General features: G+C 63.7%; 15 protein-coding genes, 1 other RNA gene and 1 pseudogene. 3 read left to right on the forward strand and 14 right to left on the reverse strand.

What is annotated here, in order from left to right; translation table 11 throughout:
• Positions 1-506 precede the first annotated feature (506 nt).
• Positions 507-1,250, forward strand: a complete 744-nt coding sequence (locus tag G6N73_RS05335) for an SDR family oxidoreductase (RefSeq protein WP_165024358.1) — start codon at positions 507-509, stop codon at positions 1,248-1,250.
• Between the two features lie 323 nt (positions 1,251-1,573).
• On the opposite strand, the gene murB is transcribed toward G6N73_RS05335, so the two are convergent.
• From murB to mraZ, 12 genes are read right to left on the reverse strand one after another with little or no spacing between them, the layout of a single operon-like run.
• Positions 1,574-2,539, reverse strand: coding sequence for a UDP-N-acetylmuramate dehydrogenase (gene murB / locus G6N73_RS05340; RefSeq protein ID WP_165024360.1), 966 nt, complete (start codon positions 2,537-2,539; stop codon positions 1,574-1,576).
• Positions 2,536-3,942: a UDP-N-acetylmuramate--L-alanine ligase gene (gene murC / locus G6N73_RS05345; protein ID WP_165024418.1), complete on the reverse strand. Its 1,407-nt coding sequence runs from the start codon at positions 3,940-3,942 to the stop codon at positions 2,536-2,538. Before murC ends, murB begins: the two co-directional genes overlap by 4 nt.
• Positions 3,939-5,066: an undecaprenyldiphospho-muramoylpentapeptide beta-N-acetylglucosaminyltransferase gene (gene murG, locus G6N73_RS05350; RefSeq protein WP_165024421.1), complete on the reverse strand. Its 1,128-nt coding sequence runs from the start codon at positions 5,064-5,066 to the stop codon at positions 3,939-3,941. Before murG ends, murC begins: the two co-directional genes overlap by 4 nt.
• 1 nt (position 5,067) lies before the next feature.
• A complete protein-coding gene (ftsW, locus tag G6N73_RS05355) occupies positions 5,068-6,222 on the reverse strand; it encodes a putative lipid II flippase FtsW (RefSeq protein ID WP_165024423.1) in 1,155 nt (384 codons plus the stop codon).
• Complete coding sequence (gene murD, locus G6N73_RS05360; protein WP_165024426.1) at positions 6,222-7,622, reverse strand: UDP-N-acetylmuramoyl-L-alanine--D-glutamate ligase; 1,401 nt, start codon at positions 7,620-7,622, stop codon at positions 6,222-6,224. Before murD ends, ftsW begins: the two co-directional genes overlap by 1 nt.
• Positions 7,623-7,631: 9 nt before the next feature.
• Positions 7,632-8,714 (reverse strand): phospho-N-acetylmuramoyl-pentapeptide-transferase, encoded by a 1,083-nt coding sequence (gene mraY / locus G6N73_RS05365; RefSeq protein ID WP_165024428.1) that lies wholly within the window; start codon positions 8,712-8,714, stop codon positions 7,632-7,634.
• A gap of 20 nt (positions 8,715-8,734) precedes the next feature.
• Positions 8,735-10,168 (reverse strand): UDP-N-acetylmuramoylalanyl-D-glutamyl-2,6-diaminopimelate--D-alanyl-D-alanine ligase, encoded by a 1,434-nt coding sequence (locus G6N73_RS05370; RefSeq protein WP_165024431.1) that lies wholly within the window; start codon positions 10,166-10,168, stop codon positions 8,735-8,737.
• Complete coding sequence (locus G6N73_RS05375; protein ID WP_165024434.1) at positions 10,165-11,619, reverse strand: UDP-N-acetylmuramoyl-L-alanyl-D-glutamate--2,6-diaminopimelate ligase; 1,455 nt, start codon at positions 11,617-11,619, stop codon at positions 10,165-10,167. The genes G6N73_RS05370 and G6N73_RS05375 overlap by 4 nt, the downstream gene beginning before the upstream one ends.
• A gap of 54 nt (positions 11,620-11,673) precedes the next feature.
• On the reverse strand, positions 11,674-13,386 hold the full coding sequence (locus G6N73_RS05380) for a peptidoglycan D,D-transpeptidase FtsI family protein (RefSeq protein WP_206078678.1): 1,713 nt from the start codon (positions 13,384-13,386) through the stop codon (positions 11,674-11,676).
• Positions 13,383-13,757 (reverse strand): cell division protein FtsL, encoded by a 375-nt coding sequence (gene ftsL, locus G6N73_RS05385; RefSeq protein WP_165024438.1) that lies wholly within the window; start codon positions 13,755-13,757, stop codon positions 13,383-13,385. The genes G6N73_RS05380 and ftsL overlap by 4 nt, the downstream gene beginning before the upstream one ends.
• Positions 13,758-13,760: 3 nt before the next feature.
• A complete protein-coding gene (gene rsmH / locus G6N73_RS05390; RefSeq protein ID WP_165024440.1) occupies positions 13,761-14,777 on the reverse strand; it encodes a 16S rRNA (cytosine(1402)-N(4))-methyltransferase RsmH in 1,017 nt (338 codons plus the stop codon).
• Complete coding sequence (gene mraZ, locus G6N73_RS05395) at positions 14,774-15,238, reverse strand: division/cell wall cluster transcriptional repressor MraZ (protein WP_165024443.1); 465 nt, start codon at positions 15,236-15,238, stop codon at positions 14,774-14,776. Before mraZ ends, rsmH begins: the two co-directional genes overlap by 4 nt.
• Positions 15,239-15,637: 399 nt before the next feature.
• On the opposite strand from mraZ, the gene G6N73_RS05400 reads away from it, so the two are divergent.
• Positions 15,638-16,753 carry a cystathionine gamma-lyase gene (locus G6N73_RS05400; RefSeq protein ID WP_165024445.1) on the forward strand — a complete coding sequence of 372 codons (1,116 nt, stop codon included), beginning with the start codon at positions 15,638-15,640 and terminating at the stop codon, positions 16,751-16,753.
• Between the two features lie 76 nt (positions 16,754-16,829).
• Positions 16,830-17,129 (forward strand): nucleotidyltransferase family protein, encoded by a 300-nt coding sequence (locus G6N73_RS05405; protein ID WP_165024448.1) that lies wholly within the window; start codon positions 16,830-16,832, stop codon positions 17,127-17,129.
• A 124-nt stretch (positions 17,130-17,253) separates the two neighbouring features.
• On the opposite strand, the gene rnpB is transcribed toward G6N73_RS05405, so the two are convergent.
• Together rnpB and G6N73_RS36710 are read right to left on the reverse strand one after the other, a co-directional pair.
• Positions 17,254-17,648: RNase P RNA component class A (rnpB, locus tag G6N73_RS05410), an RNA gene on the reverse strand.
• Positions 17,649-17,745: 97 nt separating this feature from the next.
• A pseudogene (locus tag G6N73_RS36710) lies at positions 17,746-18,153 on the reverse strand (lytic transglycosylase domain-containing protein); the annotation flags it as partial.
• Positions 18,154-18,245: the final 92 nt, after the last annotated feature.

Genomic DNA, 18,245 nt, shown 5'->3' on the forward strand with positions numbered 1-18,245 from the left:
GGCAAGTGAATTCAATAGCTTAACGAACAGTGTTCGCTATCCGTTCACCTCCAACTGTTCAAGTTGGGTCAAGGCTGCCTATCGTCCTTAGCAATACGGCGGTGCAGATGCTTTGGCGGCATCTGCACCGAGCAGAAGCAAGGGCTGCACCAGGTGCTGACGTGCCATGCCCGCGACTGCCGGCCTTTTGCGGCAGGCGTTATGCCGAGGCTGAAGAAGCTGCTCGCGCTGACACAACGACCTCGCGGCGATCTGCCGATCTACTAACGCTGGACGGCACAGATTCGGAAGGGCGGCGACTCAGTTGATTCAAAACAGCTCCGTGCCGCCGCACGGAGCTGGGCAATACCGGCGCGAGCGGCTTCGCACTTCATGAAGACTGTACGGCCGCCGATGACAGCTGGAACGAAGTGCGGAAGGGAGTTTCTTCGGCCACTCCAGAGTCACCCCGCACTCAAGCCGCCGCTCACCTTCGGAAACACTTTATCAGAAATCGAGGAAGAACAATGAAAACCGCAGGAAACACGATTCTCATCACGGGCGGAGGGTCCGGCATCGGCCGCGAACTGGCGGCGCGCTTCCACGCGCTCGGGAACACGGTGATTGTCGCCGGTCGGCGTAAAGAGGTGCTCGAGCAAACGATCGCCGGCCGCGAAGGTATGCTCGCGATCACACTGGACATGGAGGATCCGGAAGCGATTACCGCGTGCGCCGGGCAGCTCCTCGCCGATTATCCGTCGCTGAATGTGCTGATCAACAATGCCGGCATCATGCGCCGGGAGGATTTGACCAGGACCCGTGACTTGCACAATGCCGAAAAGACGATTGTCACAAATCTCCTGGGGCCGATCCGCCTCACGAATGCGTTGATCGATCATTTCGCGCGCCAGCCAGATGCCGCGGTCGTCAATGTGACGTCGGGCTTGGCATTCGTGCCGCTGAGCGGAACGCCGACCTATTGCGCGAGCAAGGCGGCGCTCCATTCCTATACGCTCTCGTTGCGTGAGCAGCTCAAAGGCAAGGTCGAGGTGATTGAACTCGCGCCTCCGGGGGTTCGAACCGAGCTCGAGCCCGGCCAGTCGAACCGCGAGGGGTTTATGGCCCTCGACGAGTTCATTGAAGAGACAATGACACTGTTCGGCGAGAAGCCAACCCCTGCGGAGATACTCGTGCAACAAGTGGGCTTCCTGCGCTGGGCGGAGAGAAATGGTCACTTCGACCAAGCCATCGAAATCGTCGCCGCTCATTGACAGGCGCCCACGTCGCCGGGTTTCCAAATCGCGCTGCAATGGGCGGTCCGCCCCTCGTCAACGACCCGCCTGTTAATGTACACCTTCAATCGCGCGTTCTCTGGCGTTTCAGTGTGACAGCCAGCTACGCTGCGGTTGCAGCGTAGCGCCAGGGTAGCAGTTCGTCGAGACGGGTCTCTCCGTCGCGATTGGCGCGAAGGAGAGGACATATGAACGCGAATGAGTATCTGCAACGCAGCACGCTTTGGGTGACTGCTCACCACCCTTAGCCGAAGTACGTGTCGAGCCACTAATGCCCAGACGCCATCCGACTTGAAGTCGCGCTACAGCAACCGCCCCAAAAACTCATCCACCTCATGCCCCGGCTTGAAATTGCCGATGCGCTTGATCTCCCACTGCAGCCTTATGCCGGAGTGTTCGAGCACCCGCGCTCGCACGGTTTCACCAAGAAATTCAAGGTCGTAGCCGGTCGCGTTGCCAGTGTTGATCATGAAGTTGCAATGCATCGGCGACATCTGCGCCCCGCCGATCATCAGCCCGCGGCAGCCTGCCTTGTCGATCTCCTTCCAGGCAGACGTGCCTTCCGGATTCTTGAAGGTCGAGCCGCCGGTCTTCTCGCGGATCGGCTGCACCGTCTCGCGATGGTGCTGCACGGCGTCCATGTCGGCCTTTATCTTTGCCTTGTCTTCCGGATAGCCCTCGAACAGCGCCGAGGTGAAGATCAGTTCGGCGGGCGCGGAGGAATGGCGGTAGGCGTAGCCCATCTCGGCGTTGGTCAGCGTGTGAACCTTGCCCTTGCGGTCGAGCGCCCTGACCTCCACCACCCGCTCGCGCGTTTCAACACCGTTGGCGCCGGCGTTCATGCGCAACGCCCCGCCGATCGCGCCGGGAATGCCGTGGAAGAAATGGAAGCCGCCTATGCCGGCTTCGAGCGCGACGGCCGCCACCCGCTTGTCGGGCGTGGCGGCGCCTGCCCGTATCTGCGTCTTCGAGATTGCCTCGGCCTCACCAAAGCCCTTGGCCGAAAGCCTGATGACGAAGCCCGGAATGCCACCCTCGCGCACCAAAAGGTTCGAGCCGATGCCGACGACAGTCAGCGGAATTTCGGCTGGAACGGCTTTCAGGAAGGCGGCGAGATCCTTCTCGTCGGCAGGCTGGAACAACGCGTCCGCAATGCCGCCGGCGCGGAACCAGGTGATCTTGTCCATCTCGGCATTGGGCGTGATGCGGCCCCGGATCCCGGCGAGCCGGTCGCCGAGCCTGGCCAGCAGCGCCTCGCCGCGGTTCATGCCGCTTCCCCGCCGAGTTCCTTCGGCAGCGCATAGGCCCATTGGGTGATGTTGCCGGCGCCAAGGAAGATAACGAAGTCGCCTGGCCTGGCTATGTCGCGCACGATCGGTGCGACCGCCGCAGCACCCTCTACGAAGCGCGCGTCGCGATGTCCGCCGGCGCGGATGCGGCTGACCAGCGCGTCGGAGCTGACGCCGTCTATGGCGTCCTCGCCCGCCGCATAGACCGGCGCCACCATCACCGTATCGGCATCGTTGAAGCAGGCGGAAAAGTCGTCGAACAGGTCGCGCAATCTGGTGAAGCGATGTGGCTGCGCTATCGCGATGACGCGGCCGCCGGTGGCGTCGCGCGCCGCCCTGAGCACCGCCTTGATCTCGACCGGATGGTGGCCGTAATCGTCGAATATCTGCACGCCGTTCCACGAACCCGTGCGCGTGAAGCGGCGCTTGACGCCGCCGAAGGATGAAAGGCCGCGCTTGATCGCCTCGGCGGAGAGGCCGAGTTCATGCGCCACCGCGATCGCCGCCGTGGCGTTGGCCACATTGTGGCGGCCGGGCATGGGCAGGCGCAGATCGCCGATCGTCTCCTCCGCGCCGGTCTTGCGGTTACGGATGATCACGTCGAACTCCGACACCGCGCCGTCCATGCGATGGCGCGCGAAACGCACGTCGGCCTGGGCGTTCTCGCCATAAGTGATGACGCGGCGGTCTTCGATGCGCGACACCAGCGCCTGCACTTCCGGATGGTCCGTGCACATCACGCCGAAGCCGTAGAAAGGCACGTTCTCGACGAACTGGCGAAAGGCCTCGCGCACCTTGTCGAACGTTCCATAATGGTCGAGATGCTCGGGGTCGATATTGGTGACGACCGCGATGTCGGCCGGCAGCTTCAGGAAGGTGCCGTCGCTCTCGTCGGCCTCCACCACCATCCACTCGCCCTCGCCCATGCGCGCATTGGTGCCGTAGGCATTGATGATGCCGCCATTGACGACGGTCGGGTCGAGCCCGCCGGCGTCAAGCAGCGTCGCCACCATGGAAGTCGTCGTTGTCTTGCCATGCGTGCCGCCTATCGCCACCGCCTGCCGGAAGCGCATCAGTTCGGCGAGCATCTCGGCACGCCGAACGATCGGAAGCAGCTTTTCACGCGCCGCCATCAGTTCGGGATTGGATTTCTTGATCGCCGTGGAAACGACCACCACCTCGGCGTCGCCCACATTTTCGGCGCGATGGCCGACGAAGCACTCTATGCCCTTGTCACGCAGCCTCTGCACGTTGGCGCTTTCGGCCTGGTCGGAGCCCTGCACGCGATAACCGAGATTGTGCAGCACCTCGGCAATGCCGCTCATGCCGATGCCGCCAATTCCGATGAAGTGGACGAGGCCGATCGTCTGCGGCATCTTCATGGCCGCGCTCCCTTTTTTAATTCAGCTACCGCTTTGCCCGACGCAATAGCCTCTGTCAGGTCGGCGAGCAACCGCGCCGCGTCCGGCCTGCCTGCCAGCTTGGCGGCCGCCGCCATCGAGCCGAGCTTGCCCGGGTTCTCCATAAGCCCGCCAACTAGCGACATCAGCGCCTTTGTCGACAGCGTCGATTGCGGGTGCACCTGCGCGCCACCGGCAGCCGCGAGCGCTGCGGCGTTCGCCGCCTGGTCGTGGTCCAGCGCATGCGGATATGGAACCAGCAGCGCCGGCCGGCCTATCACCGCGATCTCCGAAACCGTCGACGCGCCGGATCGCGATATCACCAGATGCGCCGCCGCCATCCTTGCAGCCATATCGGTGAAGAACGGCAGAACGTCGGCCTCGACGCCGATCTCGTGATAAGCAGAGCGCACGCGCGCAACGTCCTCGGCGCGCGCCTGCTGCGTCACCTTCAGCCGGCTGCGCTGACTTGCGGGAAGCGCCGCGATGGCCGGCGGCACCGCCTCGGAAAAGAACTGCGCGCCCTGGCTGCCGCCGAACACCAGCAGCCTGAACGGCGCGAAAGGGCCGGAGGGAGCATAGGGCGTCTTCGCCGCCTCGATGACCGCCGGGCGCACCGGATTTCCGGTGATCACGATCTTGGCGCCGGCGCCGCCCGCGCTCTCGCTCAGGAAGCCGCCGGCGATGGCGTCGACGCGGGCGGCGAGCGCCTTGTTGGCGCGGCCCATCACCGCATTCTGCTCGTGGATTATCGTCGGTACGCGCCGCCGTGTCGCCGCATAGAGCGGCGGCAGCGTCGGATAACCGCCGAAGCCGACCACCACGGCGGGCTGGATCTTGCGGATCACTTCCGAGGCCTGCCTGACGCCGCGCCAGATGGTCCAGAAGGCGCCGGCAAGCGCCAGCGGATTGCGCGAGCCGAAAGTGGCCGAGGCGACAGGATGGATGTGCGCCGCCGGAAAATGCCCGGCGTAGCGCTCCGCGCGCTCGTCGGTCGCCAGATCGATCCGCCAGCCGCGCTCGATCAGCTCGTGCGCCAGAGCTTCCGCAGGAAACAGATGGCCGCCGGTGCCACCGGCGGCGAGAAGGATCGTGCCCTTGGCCATTCTATTCCGCCGGCGCGGGCCGCCGCGAGAGCTCGGGGAAACCCAGCTGCTTGCGTTTCTCCGGCTTCTTGCGCGTCAGCGCCAGCACCATGCCCATCGAAATGGCGATGGCGATCAGCGACGAGCCGCCATAGGAAATGAACGGCAAGGTCATGCCCTTGGCCGGCATCATCTGCAAATTCACGCCCATATTGATGATCGACTGGAAGCCGAAAACGACGACCAGCCCGGCCACCGCATAGCGGGTGAAGTCGTCATGCTCCTTCAGCGCCGTGTTCAGCCCGCGCAGCACGATGAAAGCGAAGATGCCGAGGATGAGGAAGCAGAGCACGATGCCGAACTCCTCGCCGGCGACGGCGAAGACGAAATCTGCGTGGCTGTCGGGGATGACGCGCTTGATCGTGCCCTCGCCCGGTCCGACGCCGAACCAGCCGCCCTGCACGACCGCCTCGCGGCCCATGTCGACCTGGAACGTGTCGCCCTCGCCGGTCAGGAAGCGGTCGATGCGGCCCGCCACGTGTGGGAAAATTGTGTAGGCGCTGATCGCACCGGCGGCCCCGATCGCGCCGATCACGACGATCCACAGCCAGGGCATGCCGGCCATGAAGAACATCACGCCCCAGGTGCCGACGACGAGGATGGTCTGGCCGAGATCGGGCTGGGCAACCAGCAGCGCCATCACCAGCCCGAGCAGGATCACAGCGAACAGATTGCCGGGAATGTCGGGTTGACGCGCATGCTCGGCAAACAGCCACGCACAGACGATGACGAAGCCGGGCTTCATGAATTCGGATGGCTGGATCGACATGCCGAAGAGCGAGATCCAGCGATGCGCGCCCTTCACCTCGACGCCGATATAGAGCACCGCGACCATCAGCAGGAGCGAACCGCACAGCATTACCAGCGCCAGCCGCCGCACCTCTCTCGCCTCGAGGAACGATACCGAGATCATCGCCACCAGAGCCGGGATCATGAAGACGATCTGCCGTGTCGCGAAATGGAAGCTGCCGAGGCCGATGCGCTCGGCCACCGCCGGGCTCGCCGCAAACGACAGGATGATCCCCAGTCCCATCAGCGACAGGAAGGCCGCAAGGAACCAGCGATCAACCGTCCACCACCATGTCGCGACAGGGCTCCTGTCCAGCCGGCTAGCCATCAGTTCAGTCCTCCGATAGGTCTGACACCCTCGATAGCATTCACAGCTTGCCTGAAGGCTTCGCCGCGAATCTCGAAATTCTTGAACTGGTCGAAACTGGCGCAGGCCGGCGACAGGAGAACCACCGCCTCGCCGGCATCGTCCAGCGCCGCGTCGCGCGCCGCATGCTCCACGGCCGCAGCCAGTGTGCCCGAGATTTCGTAAGGCACCGCCTCGCCGAGCGTGGCGGAGAAAGCCGGGGCAGCCTCGCCGATCAGATAGGCCTTGGCGACGCGCGGGAAGAATGAGCGCAGCGGCTCGATGCCGCCCTCCTTCGGCAACCCGCCAGCAATCCAGTAGATGCGCGGGAAGCTCGACAACGCGGGCGCCGCGGCATCGGCATTGGTAGCCTTGGAATCGTTGACGAAAAGCACATGGCCTTTACAGGCAACCTGCTCCATGCGGTGCGCCAGCCCGGGAAAGCTTTCGAGCCCGGATTGTATCTCGCCGAGTTCGAGTCCGACCCTCACGCACGCCGCGACCGCGGCCAGCGCGTTCTGCGCATTGTGCTGGCCGCGCAGCGAACCAATGCGTTCGAGAAAAGCGATCCGGCTGTAGCGTCCGTCTTTGGCTTCCATAAGATCGGTGCCGTCAGCGAAATAGCCGTCGGTCAGCGGCAACCGCTTGGATATCCGCACGACGTCCTTGCCAACCAGTTCCAGCCGGTCGGCGATCTGAGCGCAATAGATGTCGTCAACGCCGATGATCGCCGTATCGCTGCCCGAGACCAGCCGCTCCTTGATTGAGGCGTAATGCTGCATCGTGCCGTGGCGGTCGAGGTGGTCGGGCGTCAGGTTGAGCAATATGCCGGCCGTCGGATTGATCGAGGGACCGAGATCGATCTGATAGGACGAGCACTCGACGACATAGTGGCGGTCAGGCTTCGGCGGATCGAGCGTCATCACCGCGCGGCCGATATTGCCGCCCATCTGAGTGTCGCGCCCGGCGGATTTCAGGATATGCGCGGTCAGCGCCGTGGTCGTCGATTTGCCGTTGGTGCCGGTGATGGCGATGAACGGCGCGTCCGGGGCGCGGGCCATTCGCTCGCGCGAAAACAGCTCGATATCGCCGATCACCTCCACGCCCGCGCCACGCGCCAGTTCCACGGCCCAATGCGGCTTTGGATGCGTCAGCGGCACGCCGGGCGATAGCACGAAGGAAGAAAATCCCCGCCATTCGGCGGAGCGCAGATCGCCGGTGGCGATCGAATGCGAATTGGCCTTTGCCACGCTTTGTGGATTGTCATCCCACGCCAGCACTTCCGCTCCGCCCTCGATCAAGGCGAGCGCCGTCGCTATCCCAGAACCGCCTAGCCCGAAGAGTGCGACACGCTTTCCACTGAACGACCGCGCTGGAATCATTGCGTATCCCTATCGCAGCTTTAGAGTCGAGAGCCCGACCAGCGCCAGGATGACGGCGATGATCCAGAAGCGGATCACCACCTGGCTTTCCGTCCAGCCGAGCTTTTCGAAATGATGATGGATGGGCGCCATCAGGAACACGCGCCGGCCGGTCATCTTGAAGAAGCCGACCTGAATGATAACCGAAAGCGCCTCCATAACGAACAGGCCGCCGATGATGGCCAGGACTATTTCGTGCTTGGTGGCGACCGCGATGGTGCCGATCAGCCCGCCGAGCGCCAGCGAGCCGGTGTCGCCCATGAAGATCGCCGCCGGCGGCGCGTTGAACCATAGGAAGCCGAGCCCCGCGCCGATCACCGCGCCGAGGATGACCGCCAGTTCGCCGGTTCCCGGCACGAAGTGGATCTGCAGATATTCGGCGAATACCGCATTGCCCGAGAGGTAGGCGATGACGCCGAACGAGGCGGCGGCGATCATGATCGGCACGATCGCCAGCCCGTCCAGCCCGTCGGTCAGGTTGACGGCATTGCCTGCGCCCACGATCACGAAGCAGGCGAACGGAATGAAGAACCAGCCGAGATTGATCAGGAAATCCTTAATGAAAGGAAAGGTCAGCGACGACGAGAACGGCTCCTGTCCATTGTGCATGATCGCCCAGGCGGCGATCGCGGCGATCAGGAATTCGATGCCAAGCCGCGCCTTGCCGGAAAATCCGAGATGCGACTGCTTGGTCACCTTCAGATAGTCGTCGTAGAGCCCGATCGTGCCGAAGCCCAGCGTCACCAGCAGCACCACCCAGACATAGACGCTGGTTATGTTGGCCCACAGCAGCGACGAGCCGACAATGCCCGAAATGATCATCAGCCCGCCCATTGTCGGCGTGCCGGCCTTCTTGAAATGCGTCTGCGGCCCGTCGGCGCGGATCGGCTGGCCCTTGCCTTGGCGGATGCGCAGCGAATTGATGATCATCGGTCCGAAGATGAAGACGATCAGCGCCGCTGTGATCAGTGCTCCACCCGTTCGGAACGTGATATAGCGGAATATGTTGAAGACCGAGACCTGGTCCGCAAAATTGACAAGCAGTGTTAACATGCGTCCCCCGGATACTGCGCTCAGCCTGGCATCGCGCGTCCGGCGTCCGCCGGAAATTGTTTGATCATTGCATCGACCAGCCTGGCGAAGCCGATGCCCTTTGATGATTTGACCATGACTACGTCGCCCGGGCGGATCTTCTCGAACACCACCGGCCTGAGTTCGTCGGCGCTGACGCGGTATTCGCTCGGGATCGCATCCGGAAGCGCTTCGGCGAGCGCCTTCATGTCCGGCCCACCCATCAGCACCAGATCGATGCCGGCGCCTGCAATGGGTTCCGCAAGCGCGGCATGCAGCTTGGCGGAATGGCTACCGAGTTCCAGCATATCGCCCAGCACCGCAACGCGCCTTCCCTTGCCGGAGATCGGCGTAGCAGCGAGAAGATCGATCGCCGCCTTCATCGACACGGGATTGGCATTGTAGCTCTCGTCGATCAGCGCGAACGGGCCGTCCGGGTGCTGGAGCGTATGCCTCTTGCCGCGCCCGCTTTCGGCCGTAAGGCTGCCGAGTGCAGCGGCGACTTTGCCCAGGTCTGCACCGACCAATCGCGCCGCGCCCAGCACGGCGAGCGCATTCTGCACGATATGCCTGCCCGGCGCGCCGATTTCGGCCGTGGTCTCCTTGCCGCCGATCTTGGCCGCTATGGTCGAACGGTCGGCGAAGAGTTCATGCCGCATCAGCTTGAAGTGGGCACGCGCGTTCTCGCCGAAGCCGACGATATGGGCCACGCCCGCGTCGCGCGCCAGCTTTTCCAGAAGCTTCCAGCGCGGGTCGTCGCGGTTTATCAGAGCATAGCCGCCCGGTTCGATGCCCTCGAATATCTCCGCCTTCGCGCGGGCGATTTCGTCGAGGTTCTTGAAGTGGCCGAGATGCGCCGGCGCGATCAGCGTGACGATGGCGACATGCGGCCGCACCATCCGCGCCAGCGGGCGGATTTCCTCCGGATGGTTCATCCCGACTTCGAAAACAGCGTAGTCGCAATCCTCCGGCATTCGGGCCAGCGTAAGCGGCACGCCCCAATGATTGTTGAACGATTTGTCCGACGCATGCACTTTCCCGACCGACGAGAGCACATGCCGGAGCGCTTCCTTGGTGGTCGTCTTGCCGACCGAACCCGTCACCGCGATGATCTTGGCCTGGGTGCGCGCACGCGCCGCGATGCCGGCTTTTTCGAGGGCCGCAAGCACGTCGGGCACCACTATCATCGGCGCGGTCAGCCGCCCGAGCGCCGGCAGCTTGCCTTCCGCCACCACAAGCAGCCCAGCGCCCGCCTTGACGGCGGCCGTCGCGAAGTCATGTCCGTCCATGGCCTCGCCCTTTATGGCGAAGAACGCTTCGCCGGGCTTCAGGCTGCGGCTGTCGATGGAAATCCCGGAGACCCCTTCCGGCATCTGGCCGATGGGCCGGCCGCCCATCGCGGCCACCAGCGCGTCCGAGGTCCACAAATAGCTCATGCGGCGCGCTCCTCCAGCGCCTTGCGCACTTCCTCATGGTCGGAAAACGGGAATGTCTCCGAACCGATCGTCTGGCCCTCTTCATGGCCCTTACCGGCAATGATCAACGTATCGCCGGGATGAAGCATCGCCACCGCCTCGTGGATGGCGGCGCGCCGGTCGGGAATCTCGATCGCGCCGGGCACGGCGGCGAGTATCGCCGCCCGGATTGTTTCCGGGACTTCCGACCGCGGATTGTCATCAGTGACGATGACGACGTCGGCCAGCCGCGTCGCGATCTCGCCCATGATCGGGCGCTTGCCGCGGTCGCGATCGCCGCCGCAACCGAACACCACGATGACGCGGCCTGTCGTGAAGGGGCGCACCGAAGCAAGCACATTTTCGAGCGCATCGGGCTTGTGCGCATAGTCGACATAGACCGGAGCGCCGTTGGCAGCCGTTCCGACCAGGTCGAGCCGGCCTGGCGCGCCCTTCAGCCTTTCGAGCACAGCAAGCGCTCTGCCGATCGGTGTGCCCGTGGCAATCGCGAGGCCTGCCGCGACCAGCGCATTGTAGATCTGAAAGTCGCCCGCGAGCGGCAGGTCGATCTCGTGGATGAGGCCGTCGGCTTCCACTTCCGCACGCTGGCGGAAACGCTCGTGCTCGACCCGCTTCAACTGCAGGAAAGTTCCATGCCGCCCAACGGTCAGCACATTCAGGCCCGCCGCCCGCGCCGACGAAATCGTCGGCTCCGACCACGGATCGTCCGCGAAGATGACCGCCGGCGCATCCTTGGCCAGCAGGGACTCGAACAGCCGAAGCTTGGCGCGGTGATATTCCTCGACCGTCGGATGATAGTCCATGTGGTCGCGGCCGAGATTGGTGAAGCCGCCCGCCGCAAGCCGGACGCCGTCGAGCCGGCGCTGGTCGAGGCCGTGGCTTGAGGCTTCCATGGACACATGCATGACGCCCGAATCCGCAAGTTCGGCCAGGAGCTTGTGAAGCGCCACAGGGTCGGGCGTGGTCAGTGAGCCATACTCGTTGCGGCCGGGCGCGACCACGCCGGTCGTGCCGATGCTGGCGGCCGCGAGTCCCGTCTGCTCCCAGATTTGCCGCGTGAACGCCGCCACCGAGGTCTTGCCGCTGGTGCCGGTCACCGCAACCACCGTTTCGGGCTGCCTAGGATAAAACTTCGCCGCAAGTAGTGCGAGCGAGAGTCTCGGGTCTTCGACGCCGATCACCGGCACTGGAAGCCCGGAAAGATTGCCGCCCTTGGCAGCAATGATCGCCGCGGCGCCCCGGCTTGCGGCATCCGCCGCATAGGTCGCGCCGTCAGCTTTCGTGCCGGCGACGGCCACGAATATCATGCCGGGCTTGATCAGCCGCGAGTCCGACGACACGCCGCTGATTTCCAGTTCGCCGGACTGATCCCGTTCGACAGGCAGGATACCGGCGAGGTCCTTGAGTTTCATCGAATCCCGTTCGTCACAAACAAATGGCGCGCTCTCGCCGGCGCGCCTTGAGAATCATTGGTACGAAACCAGCGTAGCCTTACTTTCATGGCTGAATTCTGGCTTCACGCCAAGCAGGGGGGCGGAACGGCGAATTATATTGGCGACGATCGGGGCGGCATTCAGGCCGGATGTTGCGCCCATGCCCGGTTTTTCGGGTTTCGGCTCGTCGATGATGCTCAAGACGATATATTGCGGGTCGTCCATCGGAAACGCAGCAAGGAAGGCGTTGAACCGCACGCTCGACGAATAGCGGCCGTTGACGACCTTTTCGGCGGTTCCGGTCTTGCCGCCGACGCGGTAGCCGGGAACCTCGGCGCGCTTGCCTGAGCCCTTTTCCGCGTTCAGCCGGTAGAGGTAGCGCATGTCCTCGCTGGTCTTGGGCTTGATCACCTGCTCGGCGATCGCGTCGGCCTCGGCCTCCGTGCGCGGCAGGAAGGTCGGATCGATAAGCTTGCCGCCATTCATCAGCGCAGCGGCGGCGACGGCGGTCTGCAACGGCGTTGTCGACATGCCGTGGCCGAAGGCGATGGTGATCGAATGAACCTTCTTCCAGACTTTTGGTTCGCTCGGACGCGCCACTTCCGGAAGCTCGGTGTTCATCCGCTCCAGGAGCCCCATGCGGTGAAGGAATTCGCGGTGGCCTTCGATGCCGACCACGTCGGCCTCGCGCGCCGAGCCGATATTGGACGAGTAGATGAACACTTCCGGAACCGTCAGCACCCTGCCCTTGCCGTGGAAATCCCGGATCGTCTGTTTGCCGATCGTAATGGGCCGTGACGCATCGAACCGGCTTTCCAGCGTCACCTTGCCGGAATCGAGCGCCATCGCCGTGGTGAAGCTCTTGATCGTCGAGCCCATCTCGTAGGTGCCGGCCGACATGCGGTTCAGCCGGTCCTTGTCGTGCGCGTTGTAGGGATTGTTGGGATCGTAATCGGGCACGGACGCCATCGCCATGACCTCGCCGGTCTTTGCGTTGAGGACGACAGCGCCGGCTGCAATCGCGTGGTATTTCTCCATCGCGCGGGAAATTTCGTCGCGCACGATGTGCTGGACGCGAAGATCGATCGACAGCCTGACCGGTTTCAGGTCCGTGGCGACGGCGAGACCCGTAGCCTGCAGATCCGCGAGCCCCTGGTCATCAATGTATTTTTCCAGGCCCGAAATGCCCTTATTGTCGATGTTGGTCAGCCCGACAATGTGCGACGCCGTCTCGCCCCCCGGATAGAAGCGGCGCTTTTCGGTGCGGAAGCCGATGCCCGGAATTCCGAGCTGCATGATGTCGTTCTGCTGCTTGGGCGTGAGTTGGCGGCGCAACCAGACGAAGCCCGCCCCGCTCTTCAGCTTATGGTAGGTCTGCTCGACCTCGATATCGGGCAGCACCAGCGACAACTTTTCGATCACCTCGTTGGGATCGACGATGCGCCGCGGCTCGGCGAACAGCGACGCCGTCTTGATGTCGGTCGCCAGCACCTCTCCATTGCGGTCGACGATGTCGGGCCGCGATGCGGTGATCCGGCTCTCCGGCCCGGAAGGTGCTTCGGCATCCTCGAAGCCGAGATAGACGAGCCGGCCCGCGATCGTGGCGTAGATGCCGAAGAACACCGCCATGGTCATGACGACGCGGGTTCTTGCCCGTCCGCCTGTCGACTTGCGCGCCCCGTCGACGACGATCGAGGCGGTCGACGCCTCGGCTTCGGAAGCGCGCCTGCGCCAGAGCTTCATCATTGCACCACCGCTCCGGTTATCACCTTGTCGGTTTCGCTCTCAGCCATGCCGCCGAGGCGCTCCGTCGAGAAATCCTGGATTTCCATCGGACGCACCGGCAGTTCGTCGAGCCCGACGATCTGGTGCGCTTCGACCGGCTGCAGTTCCAGTTCGGCCGCGTACATCTCAGCCAGCTTCTGCAGCCGCGAGGGCTGGGTCAAAAGGCTCCAGTCGGCCTTCAGGAGATCGATCGAATCCTCCTCGAACCGGATCTGCGCCTCGATCTTGCGCACCGTCGCAAGCTGGTCTTCGGCCTCGTGCTTGGTCTTGTAGGTAAAGGCCGCGGCCGAAACCATGACGGCGATGAGCACGATGTCGCTGGTGCGGAACATGATCTACCTTTCTCCGGACTGGCGTATTTCGGGAAGCTTCGGCAGGCCGAAGATCGAAAAATCGGCGGCGCGCGACGGCGCTTGCGTCCGCACGGCTGCCCGCAGCTTGGCGGAACGGGCGCGCGGATTTGCCTCGGTTTCGGCCTCCGTCGGCGCGACGGCGCCGCCCAGCTTCCGGAATGTCGGCGCCCTCTCTTGCGTCTCGGGCAGATAGCGCGAACCGGCCGCATGGCCCGAGCGGTCTGCGATGAAGCGCTTGACGATGCGGTCTTCCAGCGAATGGAAGGTGACGACCACCAGCCGGCCGCCCGGTTTTAGCGCGCGCTCGGCCGCGAAGAGTGCTGCGGCGAGTTCGCCGAGTTCGTCGTTGACGAAGATGCGCAGCGCCTGGAACACCCTGGTCGCCGGATGGATCTTGTCCTTGGGATTGCGCCCGACATGGTCGGCGATCGCTTCGGCGAGGTCGCGCGTGCGCTCGAAGGGGCGCACCGCCCGCCGCTTCTCGATCATCCGACCAATGCGGCCTGCATGCCGCTCCTCGCCCAGAAAGCCGAAGATGCGAGCCAGGTCGCCCGCCTTGAAGCGGTTGACTACATCAGCCGCGCTCAGGCCCTCCTGCGCCATGCGCATGTCGAGCGGGCCGTCATGGCGGAACGAGAAGCCGCGTTCGGCCTGGTCGAGCTGCATGGAGGAGACGCCGATGTCGAGCACGACGCCGTCCGCATTCTGCGCATGCTCGTCGAGATGCGAGAACGGCGCCTGGACCAGCGTCAGGCGTCCACCCGATGCCTGCTCCATCGCGCGCCCGGCGGCGATCGCGTCGGGATCGCGGTCGATCCCCACGACGGATGCGCCGGCCTCCAGGACCGCTTTGGTATAGCCGCCTGCGCCGAACGTGCCGTCGACGATCAGTTCGCCGGGCTTCGGTTCCAGCGCCGCCAGCACCTCGTTCAGGAGCACAGGAATATGACGAGCCGGTCCGCCAACCGCCGGTTCGTCCCCGCCGTGGCCCGCGCTCATTCCGCACTCCCGGAGGCTTTCGCCCCCAAACCCTGCCGCAGCTTCAAAAGCCGCGCGCGCGCTTCCGCGCCATAGGCCGCCAGCCGGCCCGGCTCCCATATCTGGAAGAAATTGCCGCGGCCGACGAAGGCCACTTCCGCCGAAATACCGGTGTGTTCGCGGATGAAGTCCGGCACCGTGATGCGGCCATCCTGGTCGAGTTTCAGAAACGTTCCGTCGCCATGACAGAAGAAGGACATGTCGTCCGCCGCCTGCAGGAAGGGATCTTCCTGCGCGATCCGCTGCTCGTAGCGGTCGAGCAGGTCGAGGCCGCCAACATCCATGGCTGGAATGTCGAGCGCGCGAAGGGCGTAGAGTTCGGAATAGCCGCGCTTCTGCACCACGGAACGGAAATGCGCCGGCACGGACACCCGCCCCTTGGCGTCGATCCTGTTCACTGCATTTGACAGAAACCGGTCCATCACTCGATACAGCCGCTTCCGCCGCCGCGCCCCTTTTCATTGCTGCGTCCGCGCCATCGTCGCGCGGCCCTTCTGCGAAAATATATTGCGCTCCACGGGCTGAAAAATCGCCCCACGCAGCCGCCCCGACTGCATGTCTGACGAACGCTTTCACCGGAACCGGAACAAAGACTTGATTGTCGAGATGGGATATCATGGGGCAATATGGGCGTCAACGGGAACAGGCTTCACAACTCGTCTGCGCCGGCCCGTAAACTCGGCTTTGGCAGCTTCCCCAACTTTATCGTCCATTAAGGCTAACGAACCGTTTAGAATTCGCTCGGCGCTGCCTTCCGCCTTGCCCGGCGCCCGCCTCCGGCATAGCCTTGCAGACCGGCATCCCCGCGAAAGAACAACAACATGACCGACAATGCACAAGCGCGCGCCGCGCGCCTCATTCACCTGCGCCGCAGCGGATATTCGCTAGGCGATCCGGTTCCGTTGCCGCTCACCATGGCGGCGACTTATCACTCGCCCGGCGATGCGATCGGCTACAACCAGTATGGCCGCTTTTCCAACCCGACATGGGACGCGGTTGAAAAGGTGCTTGCCCATTTGGAAGATGCGCCTTGCGTCGCCTTCCCCTCCGGCATGGCGGCAATCGCCTCGATATTCTTCGGCTTGCTGAAGGCAGGAGATCGCGTCCTCCTGCCATCGGACGGCTATCACACAACGCGCGGCCTCGCCGATCGCTTCCTTGGAAAGCTTGGCATCGGCGTCGATGTCAGGCCGACCGCGTCCTTTCTGGACGGCGGTTTTGCAGGATATAGCCTGGTCTTCGTCGAGAGCCCTTCCAATCCGGTGCTCGATATCTGCGACATCGCGGCGGTCGCCCACGCAGTCCATGCGGCGGGCGGAATCCTCGCCGTCGACAACACCACCATGACCCCCTATGGCCAGCGTCCGCTTGACCTCGGAGCCGATATCGTCGTCGCCGCGGACACGAAGGCGCCGAACGGCCACTCCGACGCTTTGTTCGGGCATGTCGCCAGCCGCGACGCCGACATGGTCACGGCGGTCATGGACTGGCGCGAGACTTCAGGCAGTATACCGAGCCCGTTCGATGCCTGGCTTGTCCATCGCGGGCTGGAGACGCTGGAAGTGCGGTTCGATCGCATGTGCGGTTCGGCCGAGCTGATCGCGCGCCGGCTGAAAGACCATCCGGCCGTTCACGGGCTGCGCTTCCCCGGACTGGAGGGCGACCCTTCGCACAATCTCGCACGCATCCAGATGCAGCGTTTCGGCTTTCTGATCAGCTTCTCGCTGGCGTCTGCCGAACAGGCTGACGATTTCATCGCTGGCTGCGAACTGATCCAGCCGGCGACCTCGTTCGGCGGCATGCACACATCGGCCGAACGCCGCGCCTGCAGAGGTGACGCGGTCGGCCCAGGCTTCGTACGCCTCGCCATCGGCTGCGAACCGGCGGAGGAACTCTGGTCGGCGATCAAGGCCGCGCTGGATCGGCTGGCCGCATAATTTGGGATCCGTTGAGAGCGCTGCGCCTGGTGTCTCGCCACATGACGCGTTCGGTGAAACGCGTTAGAATATCGCTATGCACCGCGCAGAGATCATACATCGCCTTCGATTGGTTGAGCCAAAGCTCAAGCCGCTGGGTGTCGAGGCGCTTTACCTTTTCGGCTCTTATGCCAGAGATGAAGCGCGCCCCGACTCCGACGTCGATGTGTTCATCGACAAGACGCCCGGAAAGAAATTTGGATTCGAAGAGTTCATGGCCGCATATGACTTGCTGAAAGAAGCTCTGCCGGATGCGGATATTCAGTATGGCACCCGGGAAGGCCTCTCGAAGTACATTCGCGCTGATGTCGAGCGCGAAGCGATTCGTATCCTGTAATGGCCGCGACGAAAAAACCGCTCGTACGATCTTGAGCAGCTTTGGCTGATCGCCACCGAAAAGCTCCCAGGATTGCGTCCGATCGTTGCTATGATGATTGCCGATCTCGAGCGTTGACTGGAAAAATGCCAGCCGGCCTGTAAGCCGGGTTCTGTATGGCCTTCGCGCCTCGCGGCGCGAAAACGTGGCGGCCATTCGTCTTGGGCGCATGTCGCCATGCGCCTCACGCAACCTACCCGGATGGCGGGGCCGGAAACAGCCCTGAGGTTTCCCTCGTACCATCCCTATTCGGTCTTGCTCCCGGTGGGGTTTACCGTGCCGCTCCTGTTGCCAGTCGCGCGGTGGGCTCTTACCCCACCCTTTCACCCTTGCCACGTAAACGTGGCGGTTTGCTTTCTGTGGCACTTTCCCTGGGGTCGCCCCCGCCGGTCATTATCCGGCACCGTGTATCCATGGAGCCCGGACTTTCCTCACCCGCAGCCTTTCGGCATTTGCTGGTGCGGCCGCCCGGCCGGCTGGCAGTGCGTATAAAGGCATTCGCGCGCCAAAAAGCAAACAAAAAGCCCGTTCCGCGAAACGTGTTCCGAGAACGGACTTTTCTGGCTTGCTGCTTGTGTCAGACGCCGAGGAAGCGCTTGACCTTGACGCAATAGGCCGACGACACGGGATTCATGCGCTTGGCGGCGTGGCCGGCATTGTATTTCAGGATCGTGCCACAAGTGGTTCCACCACCGAGCTTATGCGCCTTGGCGAGATACTTCATCCCGAACTTGATGTTCGTTTCTGGATGAAACAGGCCCTGCGTACTGCCGCTATAGCCCATCATGCGGGCGGTCGCTGGCTTGATCTGCATCAGGCCTATCTCGCCGGCGCTGCCGCGAGCGTCCGGCCGGTAATTGCTTTCGACCTGAATGACGGCGTGGGCCAACGATACGGGCACGCCGTAGGAAGCCGCATATTGCGCGATGATCGCGCTGTACTGGCCGCCGGCGCCCTTCATCGTCTTTGCGCCCTTGCTGCCGATCGAGGCGGTTTCGACCAGATCCAGCGCCACCGATTCCCTTACGGCTACCTGCCTGTCGCCACCGTCCTGGGGCTTCGACGTGCCCTTTTCCC

Origin of the sequence: Allomesorhizobium camelthorni, assembly GCF_011045125.1 — a bacterium.
Taxonomy (GTDB): domain Bacteria; phylum Pseudomonadota; class Alphaproteobacteria; order Rhizobiales; family Rhizobiaceae; genus Allomesorhizobium; species Allomesorhizobium camelthorni.

Bases quoted from the DNA above. Each gene is read 5' to 3' on its own strand.
- G6N73_RS05335 (WP_165024358.1), top strand. From the start codon at position 507: ATGAAAACCGCAGGAAACACGATTCTCATCACGGGCGGAGGGTCCGGC.
- murB (WP_165024360.1), bottom strand. From the start codon at position 2,539: ATGAACCGCGGCGAGGCGCTGCTGGCCAGGCTCGGCGACCGGCTCGCC.
- murC (WP_165024418.1), bottom strand. From the start codon at position 3,942: ATGAAGATGCCGCAGACGATCGGCCTCGTCCACTTCATCGGAATTGGC.
- murG (WP_165024421.1), bottom strand. From the start codon at position 5,066: ATGGCCAAGGGCACGATCCTTCTCGCCGCCGGTGGCACCGGCGGCCAT.
- ftsW (WP_165024423.1), bottom strand. From the start codon at position 6,222: ATGGCTAGCCGGCTGGACAGGAGCCCTGTCGCGACATGGTGGTGGACG.
- murD (WP_165024426.1), bottom strand. From the start codon at position 7,622: ATGATTCCAGCGCGGTCGTTCAGTGGAAAGCGTGTCGCACTCTTCGGG.
- mraY (WP_165024428.1), bottom strand. From the start codon at position 8,714: ATGTTAACACTGCTTGTCAATTTTGCGGACCAGGTCTCGGTCTTCAAC.
- G6N73_RS05370 (WP_165024431.1), bottom strand. From the start codon at position 10,168: ATGAGCTATTTGTGGACCTCGGACGCGCTGGTGGCCGCGATGGGCGGC.
- G6N73_RS05375 (WP_165024434.1), bottom strand. From the start codon at position 11,619: ATGAAACTCAAGGACCTCGCCGGTATCCTGCCTGTCGAACGGGATCAG.
- G6N73_RS05380 (WP_206078678.1), bottom strand. From the start codon at position 13,386: ATGATGAAGCTCTGGCGCAGGCGCGCTTCCGAAGCCGAGGCGTCGACC.
- ftsL (WP_165024438.1), bottom strand. From the start codon at position 13,757: ATGTTCCGCACCAGCGACATCGTGCTCATCGCCGTCATGGTTTCGGCC.
- rsmH (WP_165024440.1), bottom strand. From the start codon at position 14,777: ATGAGCGCGGGCCACGGCGGGGACGAACCGGCGGTTGGCGGACCGGCT.
- mraZ (WP_165024443.1), bottom strand. From the start codon at position 15,238: ATGGACCGGTTTCTGTCAAATGCAGTGAACAGGATCGACGCCAAGGGG.
- G6N73_RS05400 (WP_165024445.1), top strand. From the start codon at position 15,638: ATGACCGACAATGCACAAGCGCGCGCCGCGCGCCTCATTCACCTGCGC.
- G6N73_RS05405 (WP_165024448.1), top strand. From the start codon at position 16,830: ATGCACCGCGCAGAGATCATACATCGCCTTCGATTGGTTGAGCCAAAG.